This is a genomic window from Vibrio maritimus, from assembly GCF_021441885.1.
Lineage (GTDB): Bacteria > Pseudomonadota > Gammaproteobacteria > Enterobacterales > Vibrionaceae > Vibrio > Vibrio maritimus_B.
The window spans coordinates 538,163-556,623 of sequence record NZ_CP090438.1; the positions used below are offsets into that span (position 1 = coordinate 538,163).

Annotated in this window: 14 protein-coding genes; 5 read left to right on the plus strand and 9 right to left on the minus strand. The window is 47.8% G+C overall.

The window, feature by feature from the left end; translation table 11 throughout:
- Window positions 1-40: 40 nt before the first annotated feature.
- From rsmA to lptD, 4 genes are all read right to left on the minus strand, one after another.
- Entirely contained in the window at window positions 41-847 is an 807-nt protein-coding gene (gene rsmA / locus LY387_RS02455) for a 16S rRNA (adenine(1518)-N(6)/adenine(1519)-N(6))-dimethyltransferase RsmA (RefSeq protein WP_234495200.1), read from the minus strand.
- Window positions 844-1,833, minus strand: coding sequence for a 4-hydroxythreonine-4-phosphate dehydrogenase PdxA (gene pdxA / locus LY387_RS02460; protein WP_234495201.1), 990 nt, complete (start codon window positions 1,831-1,833; stop codon window positions 844-846). Before pdxA ends, rsmA begins: the two co-directional genes overlap by 4 nt.
- Window positions 1,820-3,124, minus strand: coding sequence for a peptidylprolyl isomerase SurA (surA, locus tag LY387_RS02465; RefSeq protein ID WP_128648796.1), 1,305 nt, complete (start codon window positions 3,122-3,124; stop codon window positions 1,820-1,822). The genes pdxA and surA overlap by 14 nt, the downstream gene beginning before the upstream one ends.
- Before the next feature lie 90 nt (window positions 3,125-3,214).
- Entirely contained in the window at window positions 3,215-5,536 is a 2,322-nt protein-coding gene (lptD, locus tag LY387_RS02470) for an LPS assembly protein LptD (protein WP_234495202.1), read from the minus strand.
- 159 nt (window positions 5,537-5,695) lie between these two features.
- Here lptD and djlA point away from each other — a divergent pair, with 159 nt between their 5' ends.
- Window positions 5,696-6,550: a co-chaperone DjlA gene (djlA, locus tag LY387_RS02475; protein WP_128648797.1), complete on the plus strand. Its 855-nt coding sequence runs from the start codon at window positions 5,696-5,698 to the stop codon at window positions 6,548-6,550.
- Complete coding sequence (locus tag LY387_RS02480; RefSeq protein ID WP_234495203.1) at window positions 6,550-7,092, plus strand: DUF924 family protein; 543 nt, start codon at window positions 6,550-6,552, stop codon at window positions 7,090-7,092. The genes djlA and LY387_RS02480 overlap by 1 nt, the downstream gene beginning before the upstream one ends.
- A gap of 3 nt (window positions 7,093-7,095) precedes the next feature.
- On the opposite strand, the gene LY387_RS02485 is transcribed toward LY387_RS02480, so the two are convergent.
- From LY387_RS02485 to leuA, 5 genes are all read right to left on the minus strand, one after another.
- On the minus strand, window positions 7,096-7,875 hold the full coding sequence (locus LY387_RS02485; RefSeq protein WP_234495204.1) for a DUF547 domain-containing protein: 780 nt from the start codon (window positions 7,873-7,875) through the stop codon (window positions 7,096-7,098).
- Between the two features lie 150 nt (window positions 7,876-8,025).
- On the minus strand, window positions 8,026-8,628 hold the full coding sequence (gene leuD, locus LY387_RS02490; protein ID WP_042473468.1) for a 3-isopropylmalate dehydratase small subunit: 603 nt from the start codon (window positions 8,626-8,628) through the stop codon (window positions 8,026-8,028).
- A 13-nt stretch (window positions 8,629-8,641) separates the two neighbouring features.
- Window positions 8,642-10,042: a 3-isopropylmalate dehydratase large subunit gene (leuC, locus tag LY387_RS02495; RefSeq protein WP_234495205.1), complete on the minus strand. Its 1,401-nt coding sequence runs from the start codon at window positions 10,040-10,042 to the stop codon at window positions 8,642-8,644.
- 61 nt (window positions 10,043-10,103) lie between these two features.
- Window positions 10,104-11,192: a 3-isopropylmalate dehydrogenase gene (leuB, locus tag LY387_RS02500; RefSeq protein WP_234495206.1), complete on the minus strand. Its 1,089-nt coding sequence runs from the start codon at window positions 11,190-11,192 to the stop codon at window positions 10,104-10,106.
- A gap of 115 nt (window positions 11,193-11,307) precedes the next feature.
- A complete protein-coding gene (gene leuA / locus LY387_RS02505; protein WP_128648798.1) occupies window positions 11,308-12,855 on the minus strand; it encodes a 2-isopropylmalate synthase in 1,548 nt (515 codons plus the stop codon).
- Between the two features lie 405 nt (window positions 12,856-13,260).
- Here leuA and LY387_RS02510 point away from each other — a divergent pair, with 405 nt between their 5' ends.
- Genes LY387_RS02510 through LY387_RS02520 form a run of 3 tightly spaced genes read left to right on the plus strand, consistent with a single transcriptional unit; the run spans window position 13,261 to window position 18,346 of the window.
- Entirely contained in the window at window positions 13,261-13,911 is a 651-nt protein-coding gene (locus LY387_RS02510; RefSeq protein ID WP_042473471.1) for a TetR/AcrR family transcriptional regulator, read from the plus strand.
- Between the two features lie 17 nt (window positions 13,912-13,928).
- Complete coding sequence (locus LY387_RS02515) at window positions 13,929-15,248, plus strand: efflux RND transporter periplasmic adaptor subunit (RefSeq protein ID WP_234495207.1); 1,320 nt, start codon at window positions 13,929-13,931, stop codon at window positions 15,246-15,248.
- Window positions 15,245-18,346 carry an efflux RND transporter permease subunit gene (locus LY387_RS02520; RefSeq protein WP_234495208.1) on the plus strand — a complete coding sequence of 1,034 codons (3,102 nt, stop codon included), beginning with the start codon at window positions 15,245-15,247 and terminating at the stop codon, window positions 18,344-18,346. Before LY387_RS02515 ends, LY387_RS02520 begins: the two co-directional genes overlap by 4 nt.
- The last annotated feature ends 115 nt before the right edge of the window (window positions 18,347-18,461 follow it).

Genomic DNA, 18,461 nt, shown 5'->3' on the forward strand with positions numbered 1-18,461 from the left:
ATAGCAAGCTAGTGAGCGTTTTTTCTATTATTGATTTGTATTAACCATGGTTGGCGTCGAGCCAGTTCGCCATGTCAACAAACTGTTGCAGTGTCAGGTTCTCTGGTCGCATTGATGGATTCACACCAAGCTCTTCCAAGATTTCTGCAGACATCAGTGCTTTATAACAGTTGCGCACGGTTTTACGACGTTGGTTAAAGCCTTCGCGACACACACGATCAAGCCACTTAAGGCTGGTTGCTGGGTAAGGCAGTTCTTCGTAAGGTACGAGACGCACAACTGCAGAGTCTACTTTTGGCGGCGGTACGAATGCCGTTGGCGGCACTTCAAGTACGGGGACCACTTTGCAGTAGTATTGTGCCATGACCGTCAGACGCCCATAAGCTTTGCTACCTGGCCCTGCAGCTAGACGGTTAACCACTTCTTTTTGAAGCATAAAGTGCATATCTTGAATGTCTTTATGGAATTCAAACAAGTGGAACATCAAAGGTGTAGAGATGTTATATGGCAGGTTACCGAAGATACGCAGTTTGTTGTTTGGCTTCACCAGCTGGGTGAAGTCAAAACGCATCGCGTCGCCTTCGTGAATCGTCAATTTATCGGCTAGATCTGGGTGATTACGCAGACGCTCCGCCAAGTCACGGTCTAGCTCGATTACCGTGAACTTATCGACTTCTTTGCCCACTGGCTCAGTGATAGCACCAAGACCAGGACCGATCTCAACGAGGTTTTGACCCGGTTTTGGGTTAATCGAGGATACGATGCCATCGATAATGTAAGGATCGTTCAGGAAGTTCTGACCAAAGCGTTTTCTGGCCTTGTGCCCTAAATGGACATCATTTCTCATTGTCTGCTCTCTACTAAGTCTATTGCGTACGCCAGCGCTGTCTCAAAGCTGCCAAAGTCTGCTTGGCCTGTGCCAGCAAGATCAATCGCGGTGCCATGATCAACCGATGTCCTTATAAAAGGTAGACCAAGTGTGATGTTTACTGAACGACCAAAGCCTTTGTATTTCAATACAGGGAGTACTTGATCGTGATACATGCCTAAGACAGCATCCGCTTCGCGTAAGTATTTGTCATTAAATATCGTGTCGGCGGGTAATGGGCCAACAAGCTGATAATTTTTCTCTGTGCGAAGTTTTTCTAGGGTAGGAGTGATGGTTTCAATCTCTTCCATTCCTAGGCAGCCATCTTCACCCGCGTGAGGGTTTAGGCCGCAGACATAGATGTTTGGTGTCTTGATACCAAACTTGGTGACCAAATCATGGTGCAGTATGTCGACGATTCGCGTTACGCGATCTTCGGTGATGGCATTAGGCACTTCCGATAAGGGAAGGTGAGTCGTAACCAGTGCAGTTCTTAACCCTTCCGTTGCGAGCATCATCACCACAAGTGGTGTATTTGATACCTCGGCAAAGAACTCTGTATGGCCACTAAAGCTAACGCCAGCGCGATTGATCACCCCTTTGTGCACAGGGCCGGTGACAATAGCATCAAATTCACCTTTCATACAGCCTTTTGCGGCTTTTTCTAGGGTATTTAATACGTATTGCCCGTTTCGCTCATCCAGAACACCTGCTTTCGCAGGCACTGCAAGTGGTTCATGCAAAATAACCAATCGACCAGGTGTATGAGAATCGAAATTCTGTGGATCGAAATCAGTGAGTTCGACGCTTATACCGAGCTGCTGTGCGCGTTCTGCGATCAAAGATTTGTCGGCGCAAATGACCACTTGATGTGGCCATTCCTTTTGCGATAGTGCGACCGCTAAGTCAGGACCTATTCCTGCAGGCTCGCCTGCCGTAACAATAACGCGCTTAATTGGTTGCATTCTCTTCGTCCTCATCGATCACCATTTCGACGAAGGCACTTGCTCGCAGTTCTTGGATCCAAGCAGACGCTTCCTCGTTAAACTTACGATTGAACAAGATACGATAAGCACGGTTTTGCATCGCAGAACCTGTCTTATCCACATCGCGTCGATCTAGGACTTCGACGATGTGCCAGCCGTGAACGGTCTTGAACGGTTCGCTGATCTGGTTAACGGGCAGTGTTTCGACCTGATGTTTGAACTCAGGAACATAAAGCTCTGGCGTTTGATAACCAAGCTCGCCGCCTTGCACTGCAGAACCCGGGTCTTGACTGAACTGCTCTGCCATTTCAGCAAAGCTTGCCTCACCAGACTGAACCTTTTGAATGATTTCGTTAAGTTGGCGCTTCACCCCTTCATCACTAAGAATGACAGTAGGCTTGATTAAGATATGACGAGCGTTAACTTCAGTGACAGAAACTGTCTCTAGTCCTTTAACATCTTCAATTTTCAGAATGTGGAAACCAACACCACTTCTGAATGGACCAATCACAGTGCCTTTGGTTTGCATATTGATTTGATCAGCGAAAATGGTTGGCATTTCCTCTTTACGCATCCAGCCCCAGTCACCACCTTCCAGTGCTTTAGGGCCTTTCGAGAAGGTATAAGCCAATGTTGCGAAGTCTTCACCTTTGTTCAGGCGATCGATAATCGTTTCGGCTTGCTTCTCTTGGACGCTCTTGTCTTCACCATCATTGAAGCGAAGCTGAATGTGGCGGATTTTGTAGGTCACCGTAGCGTCGCTCTCTTTAGCGAGAAGCTCAGATAGATTGTCCACTTCTGCTGGTAGAATATTGATGCGCTGTCTTACCATGGCATTGCGCGCTTCGCTTGCGGCAATTTCGTCACGAATCTGTTCACGGAACGCTTCCCAAGACAGCCCTTCAGCGGCAACCGTTTGACGAAGCTGATCGAGAGTTTGTTCATTGTTTGCTGCGATATCAGAAAGAGATTGAGAGAGACGGTTATCGTCGATACGAACACCAATACGATCAGCCTCTTGAAGCTGAAGTTTCTCTAGGATGAGTTTATCTAGAATTTGCTCTAGCAAGATATCATCAGACGGCAGCTCTTGATTGTTCTTACGAGCGTTCGCGGTCAGAGTTTTGGTCGCTGAGTCGATATCGCTCTGCAAAATCACCCCGTCATTAACAATAACGCGCACGCGATCGAGCTCAACAGGCTCGGCTGTGACTTGAAACGACAGTACGGCCAATAAACAGGTTGAAAAAAGTGTACTAATAAATTTCATCGATATTCCCAGTGAAAAACTTCACAGACTGAGAGTCTGTGAAGTGAATTAAGTTCCTTGCGTGATGTCTTGGTGTGAGCCACGTACGTTCTATTCGTTAAGTATAAACGGTCGACCGTATTTCAGCGCATTGCCATTTGGCGGCTCAGGTGCTTTCGAACTGCCACCTAGACCTGTGATACCAAAGTTAAATCGAACGTTGTCTTCAAAGTTGGCACCACCGATGCCGACGATCCCAGATTCCCAGCTACGCAGTTGGCGGCTGTAGTCGAGCCCAAAATACCAACAATCGGAGTGGTACTCCAGTTTTGCTAGCCATTCGATCGATACTCTTTCGGTCATGTCGTAATAGTATTGACCTGTGGCGATCCAGTTTCGGTTGATTTTATACCCACCCATTAGACCAACTTGGTTAATACCATTTCTTGTCAGCTTAGAAAGTTCATCATTGCTGTAGGCATTGATACTCTCGATGTATTCCTTGGTAACGTAGCGATAGTTGGCTTGAATGAAGTCATCGTCGACTCGATACTCAATGGCACTGTTTGCTAATGACACTGACGAGGAGTCGATATCGTACTGGATTCCGCCGTGATAAAAGACACGATCATCGTAGTTAAAATCGGTCTCAATAGCCCATGAAGAGTAATTTGACGAATCTGCGTCAGATACGTTGTTTGGATTCTTACTCGCCGGATCTAGGTAGTAGATCTGACCAAATGAGATTGCTAGGCGTTCTTTTTGTCCACCATCATAGAAACGAGACGTCGCACCGTAGCTTATTTGGTTGGCAGCAGCGATTTTATCTACGCCACTAAAACGACGACTTCGGAACAAGCCGTAGTAATCGGTCTGAAGTAGGGTTGTATCGTAATTATAGATGTTGCTTTGATCGACTTCTGGAACGTATAGATACTGAACCTGTGGCTCGAGAGTTTGAGTGTAGCCGTTGAAAAGCGCGGTATCACGCTCAAATACCATACCCGCATGAGTTCTAAATTCAGGCAGGGTCCTAGTGACGCGCTCCTCGAGTGGACCGAGTTCAGTTAGGTTTAAGCCATCAATGTTTTGATCGTATTGCGTTAGCATATAACGCGCTTCAGTCGTCCAGGTACCCCAAGTATTTGAGAGTGGCAAGACTACCCCAGGCTCTAAATGAAGGCGCGTTGCCGAAGGCTTGTCTTGGTCTTCGGTCTCAAAGCGTGAGACATGACTGATAAAGTCAAAGTTTAGATGCTTATATATCTCTGGTCGGTAGTAGTTGAATTCAAACTGAGGCATCAACTGATATGGGTTGGTATCATCAACCAAGATCTGGAAGTCTTGTACAGTAAGAGATGCATCCCAAAACTCTTCGCGATAGGCAACCGTTCCTTTTTGAGACAGCTGACCTTCAGAACGACTACCAATACTTGAGTCAAGATCTTGGAAGTAGTCATTATCGCTGACTTGTGAGTAGTCTAAGTCGAGTCTCCAGTGCTGATTAAAGGCACTGTTATTCTTGTACTGAAACGCCCAACGTTGATCTTTTTCAGGATATTTTTGGTCGTCAGCTAGATATTCGCCTTTAAAGGTTCCGCCGCTTGTCTCCGTCAAATAGCGGAAATCGCCCTTTAACTGCAAACCACGTGATTGCATGTAATGGAATGTGGTAAGCAAGTCATAATTAGGAGCAAGGTTCCAATAAACTGGAATTTGCAGTTCTAAACCGTTCTTTGAACCAAGCGACACTGAAGGGAATAAGACACCAGTTTTTCGTTTGTTGCTGGTCGGCATAGTCATATACGGCATATAAAAAATCGGCACGTCTTTGACTTCTACACGGCTTCCGTACAGTGTTGCAGTTTCTTTCTCTTGGTCAACTTTGATGTCATCGGCAAGGAAGCGCCAAGAGTTATCGTCTTCAGGACAAGTGGTAATCGAACCATCACTAATCTGGTACATGGATTTGCCAGTCTTAGAAATATACACCGCATCACCACGTCCGCCGCCACATAGCATCTTATACTGGGTGTTTTCGGCAGTGATCTCGTCTTTGTTTAGATCGTTGGTGATTTTGTCAGACACCGCATTAAACTGGCCGTCATCCAAGGTGACGTTGCCTTCTGCGACGACAACATTGTCGTCTTGGTGCAGGGTAACACTGTCCGCAGTAATGGTTTTGTTGCCCTGAATAACAACAACATCGCCTTTGTACGTGGCTCTTTGTCCATTGATCGCTTCTAAAGAGTCCGCTTCAATGTTGATTGGCTCTTGATTGGAATCTGAACTTTGTGCAGTATCAACGGAGCATTGCTCTGCTGGTGGCATAGGTTGCCCACTGTTTTTCGATGTTTCTTCGGCATGTGCGTAAGACGCTAGCAGCGCAGCACCAATAGAGGCCGCTAGATAGGTGCGGGAAAAACGTGACATCGAGTTGTACTATCCTGTTTAACTTGATTCATTCAGTTGAATTCGATTGATATTGAATCGTTTATAAGACGGTCTCTATCATAAAGGAAATTGACCTCAACGACACTAGTAGACTGCGAATCAGCGCAAAAATTCATAAATAAAGAGCACATACATCACATGATAGGTAAAATTTTAGGCGTATTTTTCGGCATGTTGTTTGGCGGACCGTTAGGGGCGCTGTTTGGCTTGTTTTTAGGGCATCAGTTTGACAAAGCTCGACGTTTAAATCAGTCCGGTTTCGCACGTGGCGGTTTTGGTGGCGCAGATCAGGCGCAGCGCCAAGAAGAGTTTCTTAATGCAGCGTACGCTGTAATGGGCCATGTGGCGAAGGCGAAAGGTCAGGTAACACGCGAAGAGATCCAGCTTGCCACCATCATGATGGATCGCATGAACCTCAACAGCGAGCAAAAACGTGCCGCACAAGAGGCCTTCCGTGAGGGTAAATCTGCGGATTTTCCGCTTGAGCGAGTTCTAGATAAAGTACGTATTTCATCTGGCGGTCGCCATGACCTTTTGCAGTTCTTTCTAGAGCTTCAAATCTCAGCTGCGTTCGCAGATGGCAGTGTTCACCCAACAGAGCGCGAAGTACTGCACCGCATAGCACAAGGCCTTGGTTTTTCGGCGCAACAACTCGAGCAGCGCCTGCGTATGCAAGAAGCTGCGTTTCGCTTCCAACAGGGCGGTGGCAACTTTGGTGGGGGTCACTATCAAGGTGGACAGCAAAGTGGTGGCAGTTGGCAACAAGCAAGCAGTGCGTCACAGCTCTCTGATGCCTATGATGTTCTCGGGATTTCTGAAGATGCGGATGCCAAAGCTGTTAAACGAGCTTATCGTAAGTTAATGAACGAGCACCACCCAGATAAACTCATGGCGAAAGGTCTGCCGCCAGAGATGATGAACATGGCGAAAGAGAAATCTCAAGAGATCCAAAACGCTTATGATCTCATCAAAAAAGTGAAAGGATTCAAGTAATGCTAACGGACAAGGATGTACTCGATTTTTGGTTTCAAGAGTTATCGCCAAAGGATTGGTTTTCTGGGGACAAAGCACTGGATGAGGTGATTGCTCAGAGGTTTGGAGCGCTTCATGAACAAGCGCGCCAAGGAGAGCTTTATCGCTGGCGCTCATCGGCTGAAGGCAGGCTTGCAGAAGTGATTGTGCTCGATCAGTTTTCTCGAAACCTGCATAGAGGTAGGCCCGAGTCTTTTGCTTCAGATCCTATGGCTTTGGCATTGGCACAAGAGGCTGTCTTGAGCGGCGCTGACGAAATACTTTCAGTTGAACAGCGCACCTTTCTTTATATGCCCTACATGCACAGCGAATCGTTGAAAATACATGAGGAAGCGGTACATCTGTTTAAAAGCAATGGAATCGAAAACAACCTGGAATTTGAGTATCGCCACAAAGCGATTATTGAACGCTTCGGACGATACCCTCACCGAAATGAGATTTTAGGTAGGGAGTCTACCGTAGAAGAGATTGAATTCTTAAAACAGCCAGGCTCAAGCTTTTAACCCTTACTTCTTGTTTAAGTCCCAATCGTAATCGTATTTGATCTTGCCATCGAAACTGGCAAGATCAGGGCGATACTTCGCCATATGCTTCAATGCACCACCATCCTGCACAAAGTCTGCCTCAAACCATTCATAAATCGACGACAAAGTGATGGTATTTCCTAAAATGCTAGCGCCTTTCGATGAGTTCACAAAAGTATTGGCAGCACTTTCTAGCAGTGCTTCGGTGTTATTGGCCGTGAATGCCTGGGTTTGCAGATTCGGGCAACCTAGGCTGGCACAGTTGACCGCATAATGTGTTCTAGGATCGTTCCAAATCGGGCGCAGGATGCGGTGCTCAATATCGTTCAAGGTAAGAGTTTGCCCTGTAATAGTAATCACCTCATCACCCCATGGGCCAAAGCTAAATAAGCCGCCAAGTTTAGTGATGGATTTCACAGGGTACTCATCTAGGATCAAATCAACCGTGATGGCGTTGTAGAGGTTCACCCAGTAGGCGTACTGCTCAGCGCGGCTAAGTTGTCTTGGGTCGATTCGAGCTAGATCACTAATATAGGTTTTGAGCGCTTGCTTATCGTTGGGAGAAACGCGGACATAGCGCACTAGGGTATTCTCGCCTTCAGTGACCAAGTATCGGTCTAGAAAGCTCTGCCATGCTTGGTGCGAAACACTTTGCGTGTTGCTGTCATTACTTTTATCCCAATACGACCAAAGCTCAGATTTTGGTGCCGCAAAAGCACTGGTGGCAAACATGAGAAAAACCAAAGAGAGAACACGTAGCATAGCGAATATCCATTCCGTTAAGTGATTAATCCAACAGACCCGACTCAGAGCCGAGTTCTTTCAGTGTAGTGACAAACGATATAAAAAAATCCCAGCCTTACTTAAGAAAGTAGGGCTGGGATTGGATAGTTCAACTAATTCGTTAGCAGATTATTTTAAGAAGCTTGGGATCTTCGCTTCATAAGCCGCAATCTTCTCTTCGTGCTGAAGCGTTAGACCGATGTTGTCTAGGCCGTTCAGTAGGCAATGACGGCGGAATTCATCGATCTCAAAGCTATAAGATTGACCATTTGCAGTCACTTTCATCGCTTCTAGATCGACGGTGATTTCCGCGCCCTCATTGGCCTCAACATAGCTAAATAGCTCATCAACTTCTTGTTCAGTTAGACGAACCGGTACCATTTGGTTATTGATAGAGTTGCCGTAGAAGATGTCAGCGAAACTTGGTGCAATCATGACTTGGATGCCATAGTCCGCCAGTGCCCAAGGGGCGTGCTCACGAGATGAACCACAACCGAAGTTTTCGCGAGCAAGCAGAATGCTGGCACCTTGGTAACGAGGCGCGTTCATGACAAATTCTGGGTTATCTTGTTTGCCCGCATCGTCTAGGAAGCGCCAGTCGTGAAATAGGTGCTGACCAAAACCCGTACGAGTTACCTTTTGCAGGAACTGCTTAGGGATAATTGCATCGGTATCGACGTTGGCTGCATCAAGAGGGACGACTAAGCCGGTGTGTTGTTTAAATCCTGACATGGTATGTTCCTCCTTAGTCTAACTCTCTGATATCAACGAAATGTCCAGCAATAGCGGCCGCAGCGGCCATCGCAGGGCTTACTAGGTGCGTACGACCATCACGACCTTGGCGACCTTCGAAGTTACGGTTACTGGTCGATGCACAGCGCTCTTGTGGACCTAAACGGTCGTTGTTCATCGCAAGACACATCGAGCAGCCCGGTAGGCGCCATTCAAAGCCAGCATCCTTAAAGATAGCGTCCAAACCTTCCGCTTCTGCCTGGGCTTTCACTTGCTCAGAGCCAGGTACGATCAACGCTTGAACGTGAGAAGCAACCTGACGGCCTTTGGCAATCTCTGCCGCTGCACGCATGTCTTCGATACGAGAGTTAGTACAAGAGCCAACAAATACCTTGTCTACCTTGTAATCTTTCAGTGATTTGCCCGCCTCTAGACCCATGTAAGCCAGCGCTTTTTCGGCTGATGCTTTCTCTACTGGATCGGCGAAACTTTCTGGTGCTGGAATTGGCTGATCAACCGCGATAACTTGACCTGGGTTGGTGCCCCAAGTGACTTGAGGTTTGATGTCAGCACCGTTTAGTGTGACTACTGCATCGAAGGTCGCGTCAGCATCGGTCTTGAACGTTTTCCAGTACTCAACCGCAGCATCCCATTCAGCACCTTGAGGTGCGAATTTACGGCCTTTTAGGTACTCAAAAGTGGTCTCATCGGGTGCGATAAGGCCTGCTTTCGCGCCCAGCTCGATAGCCATGTTACATACCGTCATACGACCTTCCATGGAAAGGTCAGTGATGGCTTCACCACAGAACTCAACGACGTATCCAGTGCCGCCCGCAGCTGTTGTTTCGCCGATGATCGCGAGAACGATGTCTTTCGCTGTCACGCCCGGTGCCACTTTGCCTTGCACTTCAATCTTCATGGTTTTGGCGCGAGATTGCTTAAGAGTTTGCGTCGCTAGAACGTGCTCAACCTCTGAAGTACCGATACCGAAGGCAAGTGAGCCAAATGCACCGTGAGTCGCGGTATGAGAATCACCACATACGATTGTCATTGCTGGCAGCGTAATGCCCAGCTCTGGGCCCATTACGTGTACGATGCCTTGGTATTTGTGGTTGATGTCATAAAGCGTCACACCAAACTCTTCACAGTTTTTCGATAGCGTTTCCATTTGGATGCGCGCCATCTCACCAGAGGCGTTGATGTCTTTGGTCGTGGTTGACACGTTGTGGTCCATAGTGGCAAACGTTTTGCCTACTTGGCGTACTTTACGACCTTTTTCACGCAGGCCATCAAAAGCCTGTGGTGAAGTCACTTCGTGAACCAAGTGACGGTCAATATAAAGAATTGGGTTTTCGCCCTCTGCTTCGACGGCAACATGAGCGTCGTAGACTTTTTCGTATAGAGTTTTAGACATTGCTTAATTCCTTGCTTCCCCTAGCCGAATTGAACGGCCATCGGCTAGGGCAGTGTTTTAATTATGAATTCAGTACGTACGCTGCGATCTTGTCACCCATCTCAGAGGTGCTCAGTGCTGGCTTGTCACCGGCTAGGTCGGCAGTAAGCTCACCTGCTGCTAGGGCTTTGCTCACGGCTGCTTCAATATCTTGCGCTGCCGCTTCTTCTCCTAAGCTGTAACGTAGCATTAGTGCAGCCGAAAGGATTTGAGCAACCGGGTTAGCGATGTTCTTGCCTGCGATATCTGGTGCACTGCCGCCAGCTGGCTCGTAAAGACCAAACTGACTTTCGTTTAGGCTTGCTGATGGCAACATGCCCATAGAGCCTGTGATCATCGCACATTCATCAGAGATGATATCGCCGAAGATGTTTGAGCAAAGCATAATGTCAAACTGCGCTGGGTCTTTAATCAGCTGCATGGTCGCGTTATCGATGTACATGTGGTTAAGCGTCACATCTGGGTAGTCCTTCGCAATTTCTTCAACCACTTCACGCCATAGGATAGAACTCTGTAGAACGTTCGCTTTGTCGATTGAATAAACGTTCTTGTTACGAAGGCGTGCAGATTCAAACGCGATCTTAGCGATACGCTCGATCTCGTAGCGGTGGTAAACCTCAGTATCAAACGCTTTCTCTGTCGGGCCTTCGCCTTCACGACCTTTTGGCTGACCGAAGTAGATGCCACCAGTGAGCTCGCGAACAACCACGATATCGAAGCCTTTTGCTGAGATATCAGCGCGCAGTGGAGAGAAGTCCTCCAGACCTGCGTGAATCTGTGCAGGGCGCAGGTTACAGAACAGTTGGAAGTGTTTACGAAGTGGAAGTAGCGCACCACGTTCAGGTTGATCATTTGGTGGAAGGTGTTCCCACTTAGGACCGCCAACCGAACCAAATAGAATCGCATTCGACTCTTCACAGCCTTTAACTGTGCTTTCTGGAAGCGGGCAGCCGTGGTTATCAATGGCAATACCACCTACATCAAACTCTTCACGCTCTAGGGTAATGTTGTGTTTCTCTGAAATTGCATCAAGCACTTTATGAGCCTGAGCCATTACTTCTGGACCAATACCGTCACCTGGTAGAACCGCAATCTTGTAAGTACCTGCCATGGGGCTAATTTCCTTAAATGTTGTATTTGCTTATATTTTTAGGTTTGCTCGCGGCTGTGCGAGCAAACGAATCTTTGGCTTGGCTCCACCGAGGAGCGGAGCCAAGTAATCTGTCTTATACCGTTTCGACTTTCTTCTGCTTCATCACTTCGATTTGATCAGCGCGATGGATACTATTGATAACATGAAGTAGTGCCTGACCTGAAGCCTCAACGATGTCGGTTGAGACACCCGTACCGTGATATTTGCGACCTTTGTAGTTCGCGATGATATCCGCTTGACCTAAACCATCTTCACCTTCGCCTTTCGCCGTCAAATCAAACTTGTCTAGCACAATGTCATAACCCGTTACGCGATAGATACATTGGTAAAGTGCGTCAACTGGACCATTGCCCACCGCTGCTTCGCATTTCTCTTCGTCACCGCACTGGATCTTGATACTAGTTGTTGCCATGATGCTGCCTGATTGCACGCTCAAGTAGTTCAACTTAAAGAAGTCGTCTTCTTCGCGCAAGTTTGCAAAGTGCATTAATGCTTCTAGGTCGTAGTCGAATACCTGACCTTTGCGATCCGCAAGCTTCAAGAAATCTTGATACAAAGTATCTAGGTTGTACTCATGCTCACTGTAACCCATTGCATCCATGTGGCTCTTAACGGCCGCGCGGCCAGAACGGCTGGTTAGGTTCAGTGCTTTGTTCTTCAGACCGATAGACTCAGGGGTCATGATCTCGTAAGTGTTCTTATTCTTTAGCATGCCATCTTGGTGGATGCCTGAGGAGTGGCTGAACGCGTTGGCACCAACAATCGCCTTGTTGTCTTGAATCGGCATATTACATAGCTGAGACACTAGCTTACTGGTGCGGTGGATCTCTTGGTGCTGAAGACCGGTGTGAACGCCTAAGAACTCTTGACGCGTCTTGATGATCATCGCAATTTCTTCTAGCGAGCAGTTACCTGCACGTTCACCGATACCATTGATGGTCCCTTCGATCTGACGAGCACCAGCTTGCACGGCTGCGATTGAGTTAGCCACTGACATCCCCAAATCATCGTGACAGTGCACAGAGATGATGGCTTTGTCGATGTTTGGAACGCGATTGAAAAGTGTCTGGATGATGCCACCGAACTCATTTGGGACGGTGTAGCCTACTGTGTCTGGGATGTTGATGGTGCGAGCGCCAGCATCGATAGCCGCTTCCACCATACGACACAAGTTATCTATAGGAGTGCGACCCGCATCTTCACATGAGAACTCAACATCGTCGGTGTAGTTACGCGCATGCTTAACCGCTTTAACGCCCATCTCAACTACATCGTCGTAGCTGCGGCGCAATTTGTCTTGAACGTGGACGGTCGATGTTGAAATGAAGGTATGGATACGGAATGCGTCCGCCACTTTTAAGGCTTCAGCTGCCGCATCAATGTCTTTCGCTACCGCTCGAGATAGAGCACACACTCGGCTATCTTTAATGTGTTTCGCTATGGTCTGCACCGATTCAAAATCACCCGGAGAGGAGATAGGGAAACCAGCTTCGATAACATCAACACCTAAACGTTCGAGCGCATAAGCAATTTGCAGCTTCTCTTTCACTGTTAGACTTGCTGAAAGTGCTTGTTCGCCGTCACGTAATGTGGTGTCGAATATAATCACCTGATCGTTCATATTTGCTTCCTCTTTTTCCAGGTTAATCGTTTACGTCCAGTTCAATCGATATAAAAAAACCCGCTTGTGTAAGCGGGTTTTTTGGAATTCTTTATGTGGTGTTTTTCGTCCACAACCTACCCGCGCGATGTTTTCACGATAAGGAGGAGGTTCAGGAGTAGAGAAAAACGTAATGACACTGTTATGCGTTCCACAAAAATAAGTTACAAGATTAGTACCGCACTCAGCTTCATGCGTCAAGGATTAATCTGAATTTTTATTGATATCGGAGCAGTTCGCTTTTTATTCAAGGTAAGAGGAGGGCTTAATTAATCACATGATTAATATTTGATGAATTTAACTGTTCGCCGATTGAGCAAGCTTTACTCTACAATTAATCAATGATTAATAAAAGTAAGGATTGGTATGACGAACGCTACTGAGACCACGCGTAAAGTCGGTCGCCCCAAAGAGCGCACGGATGCGAGGCACAAGCTCCTTACCCATGCGAGAGAACTGTTTGTCGTCATGCCTTATGACAAAGTCTCTACACGTCTGATTGCTCAAAAGGCGGGCGTCAATATTGCCATGATTCGCTACTACTTTGGTAACAAAGAAGGTCTTTTTGAGACTATGGTTCGCGAAACCATGATGCCGATGAAAAAGAAGATGGATGACATTTTCAACGAGAGCGATCATCGTAATCTGTTTGAGTTCATGCGTATTTACTACCATGAAATGAATAAAGTCCCTCAGTTTCCGAGATTGGTCGCTCAAGTCATGCACATGCCGCCTTCAGCGACGCAGCGACGATTGTTTGAAAAGGTGTTCACCGATATGGGAAGGCCAGACCATGATTTGATGTTTGGTAAGCTCAAAAAAGCGGGATATCTGCACAGCGATGTAAATCCAAAGCTCTGTAAAGTCTCTTTTATTGCTCTAATGGTGTTTCCGTTTGTGGCACCGCCCGCCATGCTACAACTGCACGGCATTGAGTTAACCGAATCTTTCCTTGATGAACTGTTAGAACACAACATTCGTCTGCTCTCACGTGGTTTACTGCGTGACCAAACCTAATTACAGAATGTAACTCTATGAAGTCTATAAACAAAAAACTCCTTTTCTTTCCAGCACTTGCAGTGGGCGTCGTGGCGTTAATCGCTGCTGTTAACCTACGTCCTGATGTGCCAACCAAACCGGCAGGCGATCGCTCACGTGTGGTGGATATTTTGCCGCTACAACCACAGATGTCAGCGCCAGTAGCGATTGGTTTTGGCCGTGCTGAGCCGAAGGTACAGTGGCAAGCCATTGCTGAAGTGACAGGCGCGGTTATCTATAAACATCCGAATCTCGAGAAAGGCACAGTGATAGCGGCGGGTACAGAAATTCTTCGAATTGACCCTTTAGATTATGAGCTCAAGCTATCTCAAGCCATTGCTGATCTGAAATCGAGCCAAACCCAGTTAGCGCGACTTGATCAAGAAGAGACCAACCTAAAGCAGACCCTGTCGATTGAGATGAATCGTTTGAAGCTGGCGGAAAACGAATATCAGCGCCGTGTTGACTTAAACAAGCGCGGGCTGACCTCACAGTCTGATGTTGATACTCAGCAGCAAAACATGTTGTCACAGAAGAAGCTAGTACAAGAGATTGAGAACCAACTGGCGCTGATGCCAGATGAGCGTGGCGTGTCTGAGGCATTGGTTAAGGTGAACCAAGCGAAAGCCGATGAAGCGCAGCGTTCGCTGGAGAAAACTCGTATTACAATGCCGATGACGATGCGCATCTCAGAGGTCGATGCTGAGATCAATCAGGTGGTTAACTTACAGCAAACCATGGTCACCGCACACCTCAATGATGTCATGGAAGTAGAAGCTCAGCTGTCCATCCATGATCTACAGCTGCTTTCAGACACGCTCTCATGGGATGAAAACCAAGCCGAGCGCGGCGAGCTTGATAAATTGCAAGCGACGGTTGAACTCAGTAGCGGCAACCTAACCGCGACTTGGCCTGCAAAAGTTGCGCGCGTTAGTGAAACGGTTGATGCCAACCAAGCCACCGCTGGGGTGATCCTAGAGGTGTCTCAACTACCAAGCAGCAATGGCTTGGCGGGTACACCTGTGCTGGTTAATGGCATGTTTGTGAAGGCAACAATTGAAGGGCAAAAACAGCAATCTTGGTCTGTCCCAGAGCGTGCTTTGCATGGTGACAAAATCTATTTAATGAACGCCGAAAATCGTTTGGAAATGCGCGATGTGAATGTCGAATATCGCCGTGACAATCAGGTGATCATTTCTGGTGATCTTGAAGCGGGTGAAAAAGTGATCCTCAACGATATCTTGCCTGCCATTGAGGGGATGCTACTGCGCGATAGTGAAAGTGATGATCACAGCGCTGAAGAGGTCACCCAATGATTCGATTTTTCTCCAAACACCCAACAGCGGCAAACCTATTGATGCTCGCGCTGCTGATACTGGGTATCAGCTCGCTGTCGACCATCAAGCGTGAGACCTTTCCTGAGTTCGATCCTCCCTACATCATGGCCGCGATCACTTACCCTGGCGCCTCTCCACAAGAAGTGGAAGAGAGCTTGTGTGTACGTATGGAAGATGCCGTTGACGGCCTTTCAAACATCGTCGAGACCAAGTGTGAAGCGATTGAAGGCTCCGCAAGACTGACCCTTAAGCTTGATGAAAAAGCCGACATTGGCCGAATGCTGGTGGATGTTCAAACCCAGATCAACGCGATTAACGACTTTCCTGATGAGATTGAATCACCTGTCGTGCAAGAGCTGGACTGGAACGAACCTGTGGTCGATGTGGCGATCACCGCTGAGACCAGTTGGCCAGAATTAAAAGCCTATGCGGAGCAGCTAAAACGCACGCTCAAGCTCGACTACGGTGTTTCGCTCGTTGATGTCAGTGGCTTTTCTGATCACCAGTACCGCGTTGAGCTGAATACTCAAATCATGCGTCAGCTTGGGTTAAGTATCGGTGATATTGCGACCCAGATTGGTAATCAAAACATTAAGCTGCCAAGCGGCAATGTCGAAACGGAAGATAAGAACTTTTTGATTCGCTTTGATGAGAGGCGCATTACACCTCAAGAATTAGAGTCGATCGTTGTCGGCTCTAGCTCAAGTGGTGCGTTAATTCGTCTCAAAGATGTCGCCACTATTACCGACAGATTCGAACTGGATGAGCAAAAAGTCCTGTTTAACGGTAAGCCTTCTGCCGTACTCAAAATCAGCAAGAACAAGGAAGACGACGCGCTACGTGTGAAAGAGAAGGTGACGGAGTTCGTTGAAGCGCAGCGCCTAATAGCCCCTGAAGGGGTCACACTTGAGATGACCAATGATATGTCATCTATACTGTGGGACCGCCTGACCATGATGGTGAAAAACGGCTGGCAAGGTATCTTGCTAGTGTTCGCGACCATGTGGCTGTTCTTTAGTTTCCGTTATTCATTCTGGGTGGCTGCGGGCTTGCCGGTGGCGTTCCTTGGTGGGCTGTTCTTGATGGCGAACCTCGGGCTCTCTATCAACATCATGTCTCTGGTGGGGCTGCTGATGGCGATTGGTATCATGATGGATGATGCCATCGTGATCGCAGAGTCTATTCAGGCGCACTTAGACCGTGGGCAGAAAATTGATGATGCGGTGATCAATGGCGTTAAGAAGGTGCTACCTGGTGTTATCTCATCTTTCTTAACCACAGTATGTATCTTCGGTAGTTTGCTGTTCTTGCAGGGAGAGATGGGGGCGGTACTTAGAGCTGTGCCTCAAGTGCTGATACTTGTCTTGTCTCTAAGTCTGGTCGAAGCCTTCTTGATTCTGCCAAATCACCTGTCTCACTCGCTGCATAAGCACAACCGTGATAAGCAGCCTGTGAAGTTTAAACGAGTGCTGCTGGAGCGCTTTGAGCACTTCAGAAATACCACGCTAGTGAATGCGGTAGATAAAGTCGTCTCTTATCGCTATGCCTTTATGGGTAGTGTGTTTGCAGCGCTGCTTATCTCGGTCAGCCTACTTGCTGGTGGTGTGGTGAAGTTCAATCCATTCCCTGCATTGGACGGTGACATTGCCGAAGCTCGTATTATTCTGCCGCCGGGAGCATCTTTATCTCAGACCGAGCGAGTGGTTGATAAAATCGTTCTATCCGCTGAGAAGCTTAATAAGCAGTGGAGTGAAGAGATGGAAGGGGGTGAAACCCTAGTCAAGCAGATCACCAGCCAGTTCAACACCAACCAAGATGCCAACGAGTCGGGTCCTCATATAGCGACGGTTAGACTGGATCTGCTGAGTGCAGAGATCCGAAACACGCTTATCGATGAGTTTATAGACGCTTGGCGTGAGGATGTGGGAGAGCTTGCTGACCCAATCTCTATGGTCTTCAAGCAGCCTACGATGGGGCCGGGTGGTCGAGCGATTGAAGTGCGCATTGCACATGACGATCTGGACATGCTGAAAGCCGCATCGGTGGAGATCCAACAATACCTGAATGAATTTGATGGTGTGAGCGGCGTGCTCGATGACATGCGCCTCGGTAAAGAAGAGATCTTAGTGAAACTGCGCCCGGGTGCTGAGAGCTTTGGGGTGAACGGTCAGATGATCGCAAGTCAGTTGCGTGCGGCCTTCTTTGGTCAAACCGCCGATGAGATCCAAGTGGGCGTTGAGAACATCAAGATTGAAGTGAAACTCGACAAGCAAGATATCGGCGACATTCAGCAGTTGTCGAACTTCCCGATTTTCTTAGCAGACGGCTCGCAAGTACCGCTGGCATCGGTCGCGACTCTGGATTTTCAGCGAAATTACGTTCGCATCCAGCGCGTCAATGGCCTGAGAACGGTCAGCGTGTTTGGTGACGTTGATACCAGCAAGGCGAGCTCCACCGATATCATTAGACAGTTCCAAGCCGAAGAAGTCGCTAAGCTCCAGAAAGAGTATCCTGGATTGCGTTTTGATTTTGAGGGTGAAACCAAAGACAGCGCAGAGACGGGCGCGTCGATGGCTAAAGGATTTTTGTTAGGGCTATTTGGCGTCTTCACCATTCTTAGCTACCAGTTCAGAAGCTACCTAGAGCCGTTTGTGGTGATGCTGGCAATACCGCTTGCGTTTATCGGCGTGGTTTGGGGACACTTACTTCTAGGGCACTCGATGAGTATGCCAAGTATTATGGGCTTTGTGTCTTTGGCGGGGATTGTTGTGAATGACTCAATCTTGCTGGTGCAGTACATACGTCACCACGTTGATGAAGGCGACTCTGTACATGACTCTGTGGTGAAAGCGAGTCGTGAGCGCTTTAGAGCCGTATTCTTGACATCAATGACCACAGCTGCCGGTTTGCTGCCTTTGTTAACCGAGACCAGCCTGCAGGCTCAGGTTATTCAGCCTCTGGTTATCTCCATTGTGTTTGGTATTTTTGCATCCACAGCGTTGGTGCTATTCATGATTCCTTCGGCCTACGCCATCCTCGCGGATTGGGGATTGGTTCATAAGCACGAAGAGCTTTAACACGCCATCAATCCTCTCTCAATCAAATGAAAGTTAGTGACTAGGGTTCCTCTAGCGCTAACTTTCATCATTTCTCCAATAAACCGTCACCGAATTGTCATTGTTGCTGACTACT